Origin of the sequence: Parvibaculum sedimenti, assembly GCF_009184905.1 — a bacterium.
Taxonomy (GTDB): Bacteria; Pseudomonadota; Alphaproteobacteria; order Parvibaculales; family Parvibaculaceae; genus Parvibaculum; species Parvibaculum sedimenti.
In genome coordinates, this window is the sequence record NZ_WESC01000005.1 from 1 (window position 1) to 15,710 (window position 15,710).

At 59.8% G+C, this 15,710-nt stretch carries 14 protein-coding genes; 12 read left to right on the plus strand and 2 right to left on the minus strand.

The features are described 5' to 3' along the window. The first annotated feature begins 88 nt into the window (after positions 1-88). The 10 genes from F2P47_RS06280 to F2P47_RS06325 all read left to right on the plus strand — a co-directional run bounded on the left by F2P47_RS06280 (position 89) and on the right by F2P47_RS06325 (position 11,572). The gene (locus F2P47_RS06280; RefSeq protein WP_152215382.1) at positions 89-1,519 is read left to right on the plus strand and encodes an acyltransferase family protein; all 1,431 of its coding nucleotides are present in this window, start codon (positions 89-91) and stop codon (positions 1,517-1,519) included. Between the two features lie 116 nt (positions 1,520-1,635). After that, entirely contained in the window at positions 1,636-2,793 is a 1,158-nt protein-coding gene (locus tag F2P47_RS06285; RefSeq protein WP_185680980.1) for a glycosyltransferase, read from the plus strand. Continuing rightward, positions 2,790-3,809 (plus strand): glycosyltransferase family 4 protein, encoded by a 1,020-nt coding sequence (locus tag F2P47_RS06290; protein WP_152215387.1) that lies wholly within the window; start codon positions 2,790-2,792, stop codon positions 3,807-3,809. Before F2P47_RS06285 ends, F2P47_RS06290 begins: the two co-directional genes overlap by 4 nt. Before the next feature lie 126 nt (positions 3,810-3,935). Next, complete coding sequence (locus F2P47_RS06295; RefSeq protein ID WP_185680981.1) at positions 3,936-5,126, plus strand: glycosyltransferase; 1,191 nt, start codon at positions 3,936-3,938, stop codon at positions 5,124-5,126. Beyond that, positions 5,123-6,394, plus strand: a complete 1,272-nt coding sequence (locus F2P47_RS06300; protein ID WP_152215390.1) for an O-antigen ligase family protein — start codon at positions 5,123-5,125, stop codon at positions 6,392-6,394. Before F2P47_RS06295 ends, F2P47_RS06300 begins: the two co-directional genes overlap by 4 nt. Positions 6,395-6,396: 2 nt before the next feature. After that, positions 6,397-7,362, plus strand: a complete 966-nt coding sequence (locus F2P47_RS06305; protein WP_152215392.1) for a glycosyltransferase family 2 protein — start codon at positions 6,397-6,399, stop codon at positions 7,360-7,362. Positions 7,363-7,397: 35 nt separating this feature from the next. After that, the gene (locus F2P47_RS06310; protein WP_152215393.1) at positions 7,398-8,348 is read left to right on the plus strand and encodes a class I SAM-dependent methyltransferase; all 951 of its coding nucleotides are present in this window, start codon (positions 7,398-7,400) and stop codon (positions 8,346-8,348) included. Next, positions 8,345-9,598: a hypothetical protein gene (locus F2P47_RS06315; protein ID WP_152215395.1), complete on the plus strand. Its 1,254-nt coding sequence runs from the start codon at positions 8,345-8,347 to the stop codon at positions 9,596-9,598. The genes F2P47_RS06310 and F2P47_RS06315 overlap by 4 nt, the downstream gene beginning before the upstream one ends. A gap of 5 nt (positions 9,599-9,603) precedes the next feature. Beyond that, complete coding sequence (locus F2P47_RS06320) at positions 9,604-10,725, plus strand: glycosyltransferase (protein WP_152215397.1); 1,122 nt, start codon at positions 9,604-9,606, stop codon at positions 10,723-10,725. A 79-nt stretch (positions 10,726-10,804) separates the two neighbouring features. Further along, positions 10,805-11,572 (plus strand): class I SAM-dependent methyltransferase, encoded by a 768-nt coding sequence (locus F2P47_RS06325; protein WP_152215399.1) that lies wholly within the window; start codon positions 10,805-10,807, stop codon positions 11,570-11,572. Between the two features lie 18 nt (positions 11,573-11,590). Here F2P47_RS06325 and F2P47_RS06330 read toward each other — a convergent pair whose 3' ends face one another. Continuing rightward, on the minus strand, positions 11,591-12,895 hold the full coding sequence (locus F2P47_RS06330) for a UDP-glucose dehydrogenase family protein (RefSeq protein ID WP_152215401.1): 1,305 nt from the start codon (positions 12,893-12,895) through the stop codon (positions 11,591-11,593). 307 nt (positions 12,896-13,202) lie between these two features. On the opposite strand from F2P47_RS06330, the gene F2P47_RS06335 reads away from it, so the two are divergent. Together F2P47_RS06335 and F2P47_RS06340 are read left to right on the plus strand one after the other, a co-directional pair. Next, positions 13,203-14,174, plus strand: a complete 972-nt coding sequence (locus F2P47_RS06335; protein WP_152215403.1) for an NAD-dependent epimerase/dehydratase family protein — start codon at positions 13,203-13,205, stop codon at positions 14,172-14,174. A 117-nt stretch (positions 14,175-14,291) separates the two neighbouring features. Next, a complete protein-coding gene (locus F2P47_RS06340; protein WP_152215405.1) occupies positions 14,292-14,858 on the plus strand; it encodes a D-sedoheptulose-7-phosphate isomerase in 567 nt (188 codons plus the stop codon). Between the two features lie 6 nt (positions 14,859-14,864). Here F2P47_RS06340 and F2P47_RS06345 read toward each other — a convergent pair whose 3' ends face one another. Then, on the minus strand, positions 14,865-15,584 hold the full coding sequence (locus F2P47_RS06345) for a glycosyltransferase family 32 protein (RefSeq protein WP_152215406.1): 720 nt from the start codon (positions 15,582-15,584) through the stop codon (positions 14,865-14,867). Positions 15,585-15,710 lie beyond the last annotated feature (126 nt).

Genomic DNA, 15,710 nt, shown 5'->3' on the forward strand with positions numbered 1-15,710 from the left:
GATCTGCTCTTCCGTAAAACGCTGCCTCTTCATCGTCCGTCTCCCTTCCATAGGGCCGGACTCTAAATCCTTCTGGACGAAAATCTCAGTGGCACGTCAGCTGCTATCCTTCATCCTCGCGGCATGGGCGACCTACTACAAGCCCGTGGCGGCCTTCTATTGGCTTCCAACCCGCGCATGGGAACTGATGCTCGGCGCCTTGCTCGCGCTCGGCGTCGTCAAGCCTGCAAGGCGCCAATGGGCGGCAGAATGCGCGGCGGCGATCGGCATTGCGCTCATTCTTTTTGCGGCTCTTTCCTATGGAAAGACGACGCCCTTTCCGGGGCTCAGCGCGCTGCCGCCGACGCTGGGCGCGGCGCTTATTCTATATACGGGGCAGGAAGGGCGCATGACGTTGGTCGGACGCCTGCTCGGCCTATGGCCGCTTCATTTTGTTGGACTTATTTCCTATTCGCTCTATCTGTGGCATTGGCCCCTCATCGTCTTTGGAAAATTCTATTTTGGCGAAGAGGCCGGCAGCGTCGTCATGTCCAGCATCGTTATTGCCAGCTTCGTGCCCGCGGCGCTGTCGTGGCGCTTTATCGAGCAGCCATTCCGTGTGAAACGCGCGAGTCTCGCACGAGGTCGAATCTTCGTGCTTTCGGGGAGCGCCATCGCGGTTGCGGTTGTTTGTTCCATGGGCATTGTGGAGACGGCCGGCTTTCCCGCGCGCTTCCCTGCGGCGGTATTGAGTGTGCTGGACAGGCACCAATATGAAGAGGCTCGATATGGCGAATGTCACCTCGCTTCCGAGCGGCATCTGACGGCGCGGAACCTGTGCCTGAGAGGTGCTGAAGGGCAGAAGGCGAGCTTCGTGTTGATCGGCGACAGTCACGCGGCGGCATTGGCAGGTGGGATATTCAAGGCGGCAAGAGAGGTTGGACTTGCCGGTTATCAGTTGTCGGATTCGGGCTGGCGGCCGACCTTTCCATACATTCGTCTTTCACGGGACTGGCAGGATCGCTGGATGAACGACCAGCTCACGGAAATGCTGGAAAATCCGGCGATCTCGCGTGTGCTGATCGTTGTGAACTGGGGTTCCGCAATCGGCCAGCGCTACCTTGCGAGTGGAAAAGTCGTTGAGGGAACCAGGGCAGTTCCGGCGGGAATTGTGGCGCTCGTGCAGCGTTACCCGCAAAAGCACTTCATCCTGCTCGAAGATACGCCTGCCGCGCGCAGCTTTGGTGTCCGCAATCTTGCCTATTCCATGTTGTTCCACCGCACTTTCGATCCCAGAATTCCCGCAGACGATTATCGAAGGGAGCGGGACGCGCTGCACGAGGCACTTCGCCCGGTAAGCCGGCAGTCAAATGTTTCATGGGTGAGCATTTCCGATGCACTGTGTGATGAGCGGTATTGTTACGGCCAGCGTAACGGCCGGACGATCTACTACGATCTTGACCATCTGACGACGCAGTTTGCGGAGGAACATGCGAGCACTCTTGGCCGCTTGTTTCAGAATGTAAAAGTGGCTCGGTAGACGAACATCCAGTGGCGAGCTGCGGAGACCTTTGCCGTCGCTAACAGTCGAAGGCGTATGTTAGACTTGAAAAAACGCCTGCTTTTAGGAATTTACCTGTTGTCGCGGAGATGGCGATGATCGTTATGATGATCTGTCATTACGATGACAGCAACCCGAGCGGCGGGCTGGAGAAACAGGCGCGGATGCTTGCGCAGTCGCTGCGCGCAGCTGGCGAGGACATCGTGGTGCTCGGCAGTACCCGTAAATTCTCGCGCACCGGATGGTCGGACGACGAGGGTGTGCCCGTCCGTCTTTTCTGGACCTACACGACGCCCCAGATTTCCGGGCGATACCTGCCGGCGGCGCTTCTCTGGGCGGCGCAGTTGCTTTTCTGGGTATTTCGCAATCGCGCCCGGATCGACCTCATCCATGTCCATCAGCTGCGCATTCATGCCTTCGTCGCGGCCCTCGCGCGAAAGTTCTGGGGCATTCCGAACATATTGAAGTCCGCTACCGGCGGGTCAGGGGCGGATATTCGCGTCATCGGCACAAGGAAATATTTCGGCGCTGCCGGGCGGCGCTTCGTTATCGCGCATGGTGATCGCTTCGTCGCCACCACGCGCTCAATCGAAGAAGACCTGACTCGATGGGGCGTCCCTGCGGAAAAGATCGCCGTCATCCCGAATGGATTGAGGATCGGTCCGGCGGAGGCGGGCGATGCGCCGGAGGCGAGGGCGCACCGTTTCCTCTTTCTCGGGCGCCTCGATGCGGACAAGAACGTGGCGGCGTTGGCCGCCGCGGCGGCGGACATGCCACCAGAGGCGAAGTTCCAGCTCGACTTTTATGGCGCGGGCAATCTCGAGGCGGAGGTCGAGGCGATATCGCGCCGCGATCCGGCGGGGCGTGTCCGCCTCCACGGGTGGCACTCCGATCCCGACGATATTCTCGGTCGCTACGGATACCTTTTGCTTCCGTCGAATGCGGAGGGCCTTTCCAACGCCATGCTCGAAGCCATGGTTCGCGGCGTGGTGCCCGTCACCACGCGTGTAAGCGGATGCGTCGATCACATCACGCCGAATGAAAACGGCCTTTTCCTGGAGGGAACGGACCGCGCGAGCCTTCATGCCGGCCTGTCGATTATAACGTCCCTCCCCACGCAGGAGTGGTCGAGGCTCTCGTCCGCGACGAGCGATTATGCAACGCGGCATTTTGATATTCTGGCGGTGAGGGACCGCTACCTTGCGCTTTATGCCGAACTGGCGGCGCAGCCGATTCGTTTGAGACCGGTATGAAAATCTGTATCTCCACCTATACGTTTCTTCCCGAGATCGGTGGCGTCGCCACCACCGAATCCGTTCTTGCTGCGGGCTTTGTCCGTGCGGGACATGACGTGACTGTCGTCACCACCGCGCCCGGCCCGGCGACGGGATATGACTATCGTGTCCTGCGTAATCCGGGTTCGTTGGAGTTAACGCGGATCTATGCCGAGGCGGATATCCTCATCCTAGCGAACCTGTCGCTAAAGCTCTTCTATCCGCTGCTCTTCATGCGCAGACCGTTTGGGCTGCGGCATCATTCGGAGAGCGCGGCTCATCTTTCCCGCTCATGGTTCTCTGTCGATCTTTTGCGCCGCTGGATCATGCGCCGAGCCGTCAACTTCGTGACGAGCGCCTTCATCGGCCGCAAGATCGGTGTGCCGCATCATGTGGTACATCCCTTCGCCAATCCCGAACACATCACATCGGCTATGGTCATGCCCGTCGAGGCGCGCCGGGATGCGGTGTTTGTCGGCCGTCTCGAGGAGGAGAAGGGCATTCTCTATTTGCTCGACCGCTGGTCTCTGGTGCGCGAGGCGCTGGGGATCGAGGAACTGTGGATTGTCGGCGACGGCTCTCTGCGCCCTGAAATCGAGGCGCGCATCGCGGCAGGGCGGGTGCCGGGCGTAAGCTACCTCGGTCGGCTGAACCTGGAGGAGACGGCAAAGGAAATGGGCCGTGCCGCTTATTCCTTTGTGCCGTCGCTCTGGGAGGAGCCCTTTGGCGCGGTCGCCATAGAATCGTTGGCTGCCGGGGCGCTGGTCATATTGTCCGACCGCGGAGGCCTGCCAGAGACGACAGGCGATCTCGGTTTTGCCTTCGCGCCCGACGACTCGGGGAGCTTCGAGGCGGCCCTGGGGAGAGCGCGCCATTTCCGGGAAGATCTCCTTGTTTCTGCGGAGGCGCGGGCAGCCTATGCCGATGCCACCGCTCGCCGGCTCGCTAAATTCGCGCCGGAAGAGGCAGTGAGGAAAATAATCGGCGCATTTTGAATGCGATTCCTGCCGCTCGGAATAGACGAATTGCCAGGACGCTACAGATAATTGATATGTTTCCTATAGTATAATTATATGGAAAAAGTTCGGCTCGATCGATCCATCTGCGGGCAAGCGGAGCCTATGTCCAAGATTGTTCACATCATTACCCGCTTCGTTAACGGCGGGGCGGACGAGAACACGCTGCTGACCTGCAATGCGCAGGCTGCGTCGGGTCATGATGTGTCGCTGGTCTATGGTGCCGACAATACGAATCGGATGGTCGCGCAGCTCGATGCAAGAGTGCGCAGAGTTTGTCTTCCCTCACTTGTTCGCGAGATTGCGCTGGCGAAGGATGTGACCACGCTTTTCAGACTGGCGCGTCTCATGCGTCGCTTGCGGCCGGATGTCGTACATACGCATACGAGCAAGGCCGGCATTATCGGACGCGTGGCGGCGCTGGCCTCGCCCGGCGCCGTAATCGTGCATGGGGTTCATATTCTGCCTTTCACCGCGAAGAGGGGCGCGCAAAGGCTCATCTATCTCGGCCTCGAAAAACTCATGGCCCTGACGACGCATGCTTTCATCAATGTGAGCGACGGTATGCGCGATGAGTGTCTCGCCCACGGTATCGGTAGGCCCGAACGCCATTGGGTAATCGAGAGCGGAATGGATGTGGCGAAGTTTCGTGGCGCTTTGCCCGCCGGTGATATTCTTTCCGGCATTTCGGCGGCTGATGTGCCCATTCGCGTCGGCTATGTGGCGGCACTCGAGAGGCGCAAGCGTCACCGCGAATTGCTGGAAGCGGTCGTGCCGCTTCTGAAGCGCCACATGGCCATGCAGCTGGTTCTCGCCGGCGAAGGCCCTGAGAGGCAGGCGCTGGAGACGGCGGCCCGGGAAGCGGGCGTCGAGGCGCAGGTTCGTCTGCTGGGCTTCCGCGACGACGTCGAGGCCGTGCTCGCGGCCTGTGACGTCTGCGTCTTCGTCTCCGAGCGCGAAGGGTTGCCGCGCGCGCTTGTTCAATATGCGCTGGCCGGCAAGCCGATCGTCGCGACGCGGTTGCCGGGCATTGAGCGTGTTTTGCAACATGACCGTAACGGCTATCTTGTCGATACGGATTCATTCGACGAATTCACGCGCCGCCTCGAGGCCCTGATCGTCGATCCGGAATTGCGCGAAACGATGGCGGCGAGGAGCATGGTCATTGATCTTTCCGATTGGGATGCGGCTCGCATGACGGAACGGATCGATGGCGTCTATGAGGCGCTGCTTGCCAGACGCTCGCTGGCGGGTGGTCGGGCCGCATGGCGCAGCAGGCGGGGCAGACTCATATGACCTATCTTCTGCCGCTCGGGCTTCTGACGCTTTTTACGGCTCTCAAATTTCATGTGGGCGTCGTCCAGCTTCGGCCTTTTGACGCCGTCGTGGTGCTCATGATCGGCTGGGTGCTTGTAAACGGGGCATCATTCGGCCAAAAGCGGATGGTCGGGTTTCTCATGCTCCTGCCGTTCTTCCTGTGGCATGTATTGTCGGCGTTACTCGGTGGCGCCGACAACGGCTTGCGTGAGGGACTGCAGGTTTCGTTGATGATCGCCTTCGCGACCACGATCGTGCTGAGCCTCGACCTGATCGACTACAAGACGGCTGCGCGGGTGATGATCGCCGGCCTAGTCGTCGTTCTCGCCTACAACGTCATTTGGCATGTCTCGCAGGGCATGTGGGTTGGGTGGAAGAGGCTCAACAATCCAAAGGCCGTATTCGGCTTTCTGCCCATGGCGCTGGGCTGCCTCATGCTCTTCGCGGCGCCAGCGCAGCGCCGCCTTTATTGGCTCGTCTGGATTGGGCTGCTTGTCATCATCGTTCTATCGACCGAGCGTAAGGCTCTCATCATTTATGGCGTCATCACAGCAATGTTGCTTGCGCGCGGCCGGATGCTGGCGGCGCTTCCATTGGTCGGCGTCGGCATCATCGGCCTCTTCATCGTCATTAATCTGTTCGCAGCGGAGAGTTTTACCCGGCAGCTTCGGACATTGACAGACCCTATCGAGTCGGCGGGATCGGCGGCGATGGTTGCTCGAGGCGTGACGCCGGAGTCGCTCAGCAATGCCCAACGGAAGTTTGCCTTCAACGTCGCGACCACATATTTCAGTCAGTCGCCGCTGATCGGCATCGGTACAAATGAATATGCGAACCGGGTGAGGGAACAGTACGGTTATCTTCCGGAATATATGTTGCTCGGCATTCACGGAGAGTTTCTACGCGTCGCCGCTGAAAATGGCCTTGTCGGCCTTATCTTCTATGCGGCGATCTGGCTCTCCTCCGTTGTTCGGCTGCGTCGGGTGCTCCTCTTTTTTCTGCGTCGCCGTCAGATCACAAGGCCGCAAGCCGCTGTCACTCCCTTCCTGCTGCTGACCGCGCCCTTGATGTATCTCGGCCTTGACGCTTCCGGTACGCCTTCCTTCGCGGTGCTGGTTATCGTCTCGCTGATGCCCGAGCTCACTTATAGCGCGTTGAGGCAGCGTGCGACGGCCATGGAGGCGGCGCGGGAACGCAGGCGCCGCTCGGATGTGAATTTCGGCTCCGATCAGCTTGTGGCAGGTTAGGCATGCGCGTCTCGGTGATCATGACCTGCCACAATGAGGAGCGCTTCATCGAACAGGCGATCCGCAGCGTTGTGGCGCAGACGGCCTGTGACGGCGTCCTCGAAATTGCGGTCGTCAACGACGGATCGACAGACGGCTCGGCAGCGCTTCTGCTTCGTCTTGCGAGCGAAATCCCCGGACTGAAGATAATCGAGTCGAATGGCGTCGGGCTTCCCGCGGCGCGGAATCGCGCGATCCGGGAGACGACCGGAGACCTCATTGCGATCCTCGATGGCGACGATTTCTGGGCGCCGGAGAAGCTCGAGCGCCAGTGTTCCGCCTTCGATGCCGACGAGCGAGTTGGCCTTGTCTACAGCGACTACGTGGATTTCACACGCGATGATCTCGCAGACGCACAGCCAATCCGCGTACGCAGGTATGGCGTCGCAACGCGGGATACGCTTGCCGAATACTTTGTTAACGACGGACCGATTGTTCCCTCGACCACCATTATTCGGCGTACCGCTCTCGATGAGGTTGGGCTCTTTGATGAAGAGATACGCCTCGGCGAGGATACGGAGATGTTTCTGCGTCTCGCTGAAAAATGGAAATTCGTGCATGTGCCCGGCGATCTCTGCTTCAAGCGGCGTCACGGTTCCAATCTCACCAGGCGGCTCGACGCACTGCTGCCCATCGCAGAGCGGATGACGGAACGCTTTGTGGCGCGAAACCCGCGTCTCGCCCCGCTCGCGGCCCGGCGGATGGCGCGCCGCTATGCGCGAACCGGAAATGATTGTGTACAGAATGGAGAGCGGCCGAATGGTGTGCGCCTTCTCTTCAAAGCAATCCAGTCCGATCCATTTTTCTGGCGGCCATACGCCTATCTTGCATTTGCTCTCGTGCCGCATCGTCTGAGCGAATCTCTTCGGCGCTTGGCAAAGGCTCTTTTTCACCGCCGCATTCCGACCAAGGCCGACTCCGTTCTCTAGTCTCGTGATGACCTCATCTTCAACGGGTAGTTTCAATGCTGGTTGCCCTCGCCGACATAGAGATCATGCTGCGCAAGCCGGGCGCGCCATGGCTGCATGTCGCGCTCAGGCGCAAAGACGGCGTTGTTTCGGAGGTGACCGCGGGCGACGAGCAATTCCCGGTCGTGCATGGTCAGCCGGTCCTCATTGATTTTTCCGATAGTGTCGTGCGGCCCGAATGGTTCGCGACGGCGCAAGATACCTATTCGTTGGTAGGCGCCCGAAGGGGATTTCTGCGCGGGCTGAAGGGCCGCCTGTTCGGAACGGCCGATATCAGCACGAGCAATTTCTTTCTCCTGCGCGAGCATCTGAAGGCATTGCCGGTCAAACGCCCTCTGGTGCTTATGGTCGGCGCGGCGACGAAGGGCATGGGAACGGATCTGCTCTATAATGACGAGGCGATTGCCCAGGTGGCCTTCGATGTCTATCCCTCGCCGCTCACGAACTTCGTCGCGGATGGTCACAAGATTCCCCTCGCAGATGAGAGTGTCGACGCCGTTTGCATTCAGGCAGTTCTGGAGCATGTGCTCGATCCTCGCCAGGTGGCGATGGAGGTCGCTCGTGTGCTGAAGCCGGGCGGGCTCGTCTATGCGGAGACGCCCTTCATGCAACAGGTCCACGAGGGGGCGTATGACTTCACGCGCTTCAGTGAAGTCGGACACAGGTGGCTCTGGCGCGATTTCGAGACCGTCAAGCGCGGCGCGCTTGGTGGGCCCGGCCTGTCGCTCTATTGGGCTGTGAAATATTTCCTGCGCGGTCTGACGCGCAGCAAGGCATTGGCCGATATCGCCAGCATTCCGTTCGGCATCTTCTCGTTGTTCGATCGTTTCGTGCCGGAGCCGCACAGGGTGGACGGCGCGAGCGGCACTTATTTTATGGGGCGCAAGAGCGGTCGAAGCCTGACGGTTGGCGAGATTGTCGGCGAATACCGGGGCGCGCAACGATGAGGCCTCTCAAGTATATCGTGGATCACGCGAGGCGATACTGGCTGGAGACTGTGACATTTGCCGTCGCCAACGCCTTTCTTGTCGGCGTGCTTGGCGTCAATTCGCATCATGTCGGGCTGGAGGCATGGGCGATGAAGGCGGCCGAGCTTGCCGCCTTTACGTTGCCGCCAAGCAACTTCTATCCGATCGGCCCGGCCCTGCTCTATCTGCCATTCCAGATGCTCGGCATAAAGGCCGTCTGGGCGCTGTTCTTCTATTTCAACATCGGGCTCTTCTTCTATGCGCGGATTTGCCGGGGCATCGACAACAGGCTCGTCGGACGGATGGCTCTCCTTGCCGTTCTGCTCAATCCCTATTTTTACTGGATCGTGAAATCCTCGCAGGATGTCGTGCTTCAGTTTGCGGTCCTAACCGCGGCGCTGAGCTTCCTGATCGAGGGGCGCCTTGTCGTCTATAGTCTTGTCGCACTGCTCGGCTCCGTCGTTCGTTCGACGGATATATTTGTTTTTGCCGGACTTGCCTTTCTCATGTATCTGCGCGAACGCCGCGCGATATGGGCGCTTTTTCCGGCGCTGTATATCGTCGTCGCGGTTTTCAATTTTGCGCAGTATGGAAGCGTCTCACCGTCGCTCAATGGTGGCTACAACATCTTTCTCGGTCAGCACCCGCTTTATGCCGTCGCCCATCCTCATTACGACATAGATTACTTCTTCGAGCATGAGGGCCACAGCGACCCGAGAGTTCTCTTTGGCATTCCGCGGACGACGGAGAACGAGGGACAGGTGGACGTCAGATATCGCGATCTCGGCTTTTCTTTCCTGCGCGAGAACCCGCAGCGCTTTCTCTACACATCCGCGATCAAGCTGGAGAACTGGCTGTTCAACTTCGAGAAGGTGCCGAACCTGTCCGGAAAATTTTATCTCACGAAGGATCAGAGGGGAATCGTCGTGGAGTCCGTGCGGAGCAATATGCTCGCCGCCGATGCCGCCTATATTGCCTACAAGATCATCTACAATCTGCTCTTCGCGGTCGCCTTGTTCCTCGCTGCGCTGGCGCCTCGATATGCGCTGGGAAATCGCTACCTGCCGCTGCTATTGCCGATGTTTTTTGTTGCGCCGGTTATCCTCCTGACCTTTCCCGATACGCGGTTCAAGATTGTTTATGAAATGCTGGCCCTTCCGGCCATTCTGGTCTTTGCGGCCGAGGCCGGGAGCCGATTGACGGCGCCGCGGACCCCGGCGCAGGTCTGACCCCGATGGCACGCATCCTTTATGTGATCAATGGTTTCGATCGGGGTGGCGCGGAGCACGGGCTGCTCACCCTGATCCGGGGCGGATTTTTCTCGGGCCATGATTTGACCGTCCTTGGCTTCTGCCGGGGGCGGGGGGCATTGGCCGATGAGATTGGCAAAGAGCTCGGGCCGTCGAAGCTCGAGATCGTAACGCCGTCTGAAACGCTGACATTGCGTGGCTGCGCTGTGGGGGCACTCGCACTGTGGCGAAGACTCCGCCGGGAGAGGCCGGACATGGTGGTCCTGTCGCTGAAGCAGGCGAATGTGATCGGGCGCGCCGTGCTCTGCGCCTTTCCCGGTATTCGTTGCGTCTCCTTCGAACATATTGCGCGATATCGCGCGCGCCGCGCGGAGCGGATCTACCGTTATCTCCTGTGGCTCTTCTCGTTCCGCGTGAATGAAATCTGGGCCGATTGCGAAGAGACGTTGCAGGAGACCGGGCGCTATTTCATGCCCCGCCGCCGCAGGTCTGCCGTCGTTCCGCTCTTTCAGGCTGGCGATGGCGTGACAAAAACTGACTATCGGATCGGGGGGCCGATCCGTCTCGTCGGCGCCGGACGGCTCGTCGGCCGCAAGAATTTTGCGCTGGTCATCGATGCGGTCGCCCGTCTGCGCGACGAGGGGCTGGATGTGCGCCTCGATATCTATGGCGACGGTCCCGAGGGCGAGGTGCTGGCGAGCAAGATCGCGGGCGCGCGCCTTAGCGAAGCGGTCAGGCTCCGCGGCTATGTGAGCGACTGGTTTTCCGAAGCGACGGAATATGACGCGTTCGTGAATATGAGCGACACGGAGGGATTCTGCATCGTCGTCGCGGAAGCCATGTCAGTCGGTCTGCCTATCATCGCGACCAATGTGGGTGGAATTCGCGACTATGGCGTCGATGGTGTTAATATGTTGAAGCTTGATGTTGTCGATCCGGGACTTCTCGCGGCATCCATTCGGCAGCTTGCGGTGGACGAGATACTCAGACGGCGATTGGGCGAGGCCGGTCGGCTTGCCATACGGCGCGATTATTCGGAGGGGGCGGTGCGAGCACGTGGCGTACAGCTCATCAATATGGGAAGCGGCCTGGAAAAGGTGTGCTGACGGTAGTGCGTAACATCGGCGTGAGTGAGCGTCATGCTATGTTTTCTGGCCAGACGTTAGATGGTGGAGGTATCCGCGGATGATTGCGGTCGAGGCACAGGAGGGCGAGCGCATCAGGGTCGGCAAGGTTGTGCCGCGATTCCTTGTCCCGATGCTACGTCCGGAATGGGACATCCTGAGCATTGGCTGCGGCGCCGGTAACGATGTCCTTGAACTTCGGCGGCGGGGGTACGCGGCATGGGGCCTCGATCCCTCGCGGCTCACGCTGCAAGGTTTGCCGGAGGATCAGCGTGAGTATTTTCGTGCAGGCACGATGGAGGATCTGCCGTTTGGCGACCGGACGTTCGATTTCGCCTACGCACTTGATGTAATCGAGCATGTTGGTTGTATAGATTTCAAGACGATGCTTTGCGACGACGCTTGGGAGATCCGGCGTCAGTTCCTTGCGAGTTGCATGAGGGCGATTAAGCCAGGTGGCGTGCTTCTCCTCACCTCCTCGAACAAGCTATGCCCCGTCGACGTAGGGCACTGGCACAGGTATCACTGGCTTGGTCGGGTTCTGCAGAAGAAGGGGCGCAATAAGTTTGGCATTTCTCTACCGTGGAGCCGCCGCAACTTCCTTCTCTCGTTTCGCGACATCAAGCGCCTTGCCACGGAGGTTCTGGGCGAGGGTAGATTCACCATCGACTATGTCAAGACGGCGACTTATCCTGGCGTTTCGGAGCGTAGTGGTCTCCTGTCGCGATTGATCGCCGGCGCGCTCCGGTTGTCCGACCATCCTCTGCTAATCGGTTCGCCGCTCGCGCCCGTCCTGATTGTCCGAATCCGGAAGATCTCTGCGGCCTGAGCGGTCGTCTCTAAACGTCTACCGCCCGATGCTCACATAGGTGAAGCCCTGCCGCGCGACTTCTGCCGGATCGTAGATGTTGCGCAGGTCGACGAGGATCGGCGTCTTGAGCGACTGCTTCAGGCGCTGCAGGTCGAGCGCGCGATAGACGTTCCATTCCGTGATGATGACGACGGCGTCGGCGCCCTGGCTTGCCGCATAAGGTCCGTCGCAATAGGAAACCGTCTCCGGCAGCAGGTGCTTTGCTTCCTTCATGCCCTGCGGATCATGCGCGCGAACATTTGCACCCTTGGCGATGAGGCCTGGCACGATGTCGAGCGAGGGCGCGTCGCGCATGTCGTCGGTCTCGGGCTTGAAGGTGAGGCCTAGCACGGCGATGGTCTTGCCTTCGACCGAGCCGCCGCAGGCGTCGATCACCTTGTCGACCATCTTCAGCTTGCGCCGGGTGTTGACCTCGACAACCGTCTCCACAATGTGGACCGGTGCGTCGAATTGCTGGGCGGTGCGAACAAGCGCGAGCGTGTCCTTCGGGAAGCAGGAGCCGCCATAGCCGGGGCCTGCGTGAAGGAACTTCTTGCCGATGCGTCCGTCGAGCCCAATGCCGCGTGACACGTCCTGCACGTTCGCGCCGGTCTTTTCGCAAAGATCGGCGATCTCGTTGATGAAGGTGATCTTGGTCGCGAGAAAGGCGTTGGCCGCGTATTTGATCAGCTCCGACGTGCGGCGGTTCGTGAAGAGAATGGGTGTCTCGTTCAGGTAGAGCGGACGGTAGAGCTTGCGCATCACTTCCCGGGCGCGCTCCTCCTCGGCGCCGACGACGACGCGGTCGGGACGCTTGAAGTCGTCGATCGCGGCACCTTCGCGCAGGAATTCAGGGTTCGAGGCGACGGAGAAATCGCCATCCGGGCGAACGCGGCGGACGATGCGTTCGACTTCATCGGCGGTACCGACCGGCACGGTGGATTTTGTGACGATGACCGTATAGCCCGTCATGGCGCGGGCGATGTCCTCGGCCGCCGCGTAGACATAGGAGAGGTCGGCATGGCCGTCGCCGCGCCGCGTCGGCGTGCCCACGGCAATGAACACGGCATCGGCGCCAGCGACGCCTTCGGCGATGTCGGTGCTGAAGGACAGGCGGCCCGCGAAGCGATTGCCATTCACGAGAACGTCGAGCCCGGGTTCATAGATCGGAATTTCACCCCGGTTCAGGGCTTCGATCTTTGCCGCATTGGTGTCGATGCACACGACCTGGTGACCGAAGTCGGCAAAACAGGCACCCGAAACCAAACCGACATATCCGGCCCCGATCATCGCCACTTTCATAACGCGCCTTGTCCTTTCATCTTCCGTTTCGGATGGAACCCTTGGGTTCGTCTCCGTCTCTCTGCTGCGCGATCCCCGGCATTGTCGCCGCTATCGGACCAAAATCAGCAGTCGCGCCGCCGCCGGGCATATTGCCATGCCTTTGCGGTCAGGCGAATGTACAAATCGCTATCGCCGCTGTCATGAATTTGTCCGACGGGTCATGTAGTTCGCTCAGGTGCGGTCGACCAGCGGCAGATATTGGTAACTCAATACCGCCCATGATCGGGGTAAACTCGGTTCACGATGGATATCTATTGGGGGAAGCATGACGATCTTGGTTACGGGGGCCGCCGGTTTCATCGGTAGTCATGTCTGCAGGCTTCTGCTCGATCGTGGCGAGGAAATCGTGGGCATTGACGATCTCAATGCCTATTACGATCCGAAGCTCAAGGACGCGCGCCTTGAGCGGCTCGTTGGGTCAAAAGGCTTCGCCTTTCTCAAGGGCGACATTGCGGACACGGCGGCGCTCGCCGAGGCGGTTGGCGGGCGGAACATCTCCAAGGTGGTCCATCTTGCCGCACAAGCTGGTGTGCGCTATTCGCTCGAAAACCCGCGTGCCTATATCCGTTCGAACATTGCCGGCCAGCTCGAAATTCTCGAACTCTGCCGCCATCTGAAATCTTTCGAGCACCTGGTCTATGCCTCATCGAGTTCGGTTTATGGCGGGAATGAGAAGGTCCCATTCCATGAAAGTGACCCCGTCGACACGCCGGTGTCACTTTATGCGGCGACGAAGAAAGCCGATGAATTGATGGGACATGCCTATTCCCATCTCTTCGGCATTCCACAGACAGGCCTGCGCTATTTTACGGTCTACGGCCCGTGGGGGCGGCCGGATATGGCCTATTGGAAATTCACCAGGTCGATCCTCGAAGGCAAACCCATCGAGGTCTTCAACAATGGCGATATGTGGCGCGACTTCACCTATATCGACGACATTGTGCAGGGAACGGTGGCCGTTCTGGATCGCCCGCCGTCGGGTGAGGGCGTGCCGCACAGGGTCTACAATATCGGCAACAACAAGCCGGAAAACCTGTCGCGCTTCATCGATATTCTGGAAGAGATCATCGGCGCGAAGGCGGTGCGTGTCATGTCGCCCATGCAGCCCGGCGATGTGGTTCGCACCTATGCCGATATATCTGCGCTGGAGCGCGATTTTTCCTTCAAGCCGAGCACATCGCTTCAGGTAGGCTTGAGCCGGTTCGTCGAGTGGTACCGGGGCTATTTCAAGATCTGACCCCGCCCACGATCAAGGCCCTCCGCTCTTCCCGGAGAGGCAGGCGGAGACGCAATCCTTGTGCTATTTGTCAGGGCCAACGCCTGACCGAACTTCGCCTTGTGAAGGGATGATGAGATGAGCTTCCGGACCTATTGCCTCGACAGTGCCAGATTGCTGGAAGCAACGGCGACCCACGTCAGCGATGCGCGGGTCGAGGCAGCCATCGACGCAATGGTTGCGGCCCTTACGGCGAACAAGGCCCTTCTCGTCTGCGGCAATGGGGGTTCGGCTTCCGACGCCATGCACATTACGGGCGAGCTGGTCGGCCGCTTTCTGAAGGAGCGCCGGGCGCTCAAGGCGATCTGCCTCAGCTCGAATCCGGCAGTTCTGACCGCCTGGGCCAATGATTACAGCTATGAGACGGTTTTTTCGCGTCAGGTCGAAGCCTTCGGCGAGCCGGGCGGCGTTCTCCTCGGCCTTTCGACCTCCGGCAATTCGATGAACGTTGTGAAGGCCTTCGAGGAGGCGCGGAGGATCGGCATGACGAGCATCGCCATGACCGGGCAGGGGGGCGGCAAGCTTGCGGCCCAGGCCGACATTCTTCTCGATGTGCCTTCGCGCTCGACGCCCGCCATTCAGCAGGCGCATATCTGCCTTTATCACTATCTCTGCGAAATGGTGGAAGCACGCTGCGCCAACTGAACGCGCTCAGACGCCGGATGCGTAAACGTCTTTCGCCCGCCAGTGGTGCAGATAATTGTTGCCTGTCGAGACGCCGAGTTCGGAAATCGTTCCGGCCTTCGTCTTGCGCTTGACGGCGACCAGTTTGCCGTCGACTGCCTTGCAATGGACCTTGGGTTCGCCGGGGGCAGGCGAATCCATCCATAGGGCACGGCCCGTCAATATGTCTTCCGGCTCACAAGTGAGAGCGACGGCCTTTCCGAACAGCGTTGGCCCCGTGGGGCAAAACGATGTTGGGCCATAATAGTTTTTTCGAACATTGGCGCATACGAGCTCGATCGCCCTTGCCAGCGCCTTGTGCCCCGGGGGAGCGGCAATGATGCCGTTGCTCACATCCCAGGGCGTGGTCGCCATGAGGCCAGGAAAGACCAGAAGTCTCTTTCCGTCGAATGGCAAGGGATTGACGAAAAAGAATGAAAGATCGGCATAGATGCCGCCATGTTCGTGGAGCATGCAGTAGCGCGCCAGATCGGCCTTGAAGGCATAGGGCTTGAGGCTGTCGAATGCGGAGAGCACCTCGCGGCCGAACCGGGAAGACAGGAGTTCGCGAGCGATCTCGGTGTTGAAGAGCGAGTGCGCAAATTCCGGATGATGTTTCCGGAACGACGCGATGTTTGCCCGTATGGGTTCGGGCAGGGTCCGGTTTGCCGCGTCGTTGGCGGTGATGAGGATGCTCGCAAGGATCATGGTACCAGCCACTCCTGCCTGCACTCGGGGTATTTTCTGCCCTGATGTCGCTCGTTGGCCGTGTGCGGACCCAAGAGAACACCCCAAAAATCATGCGCCTTAAGGGTATGAACGGGCTTCACAAAG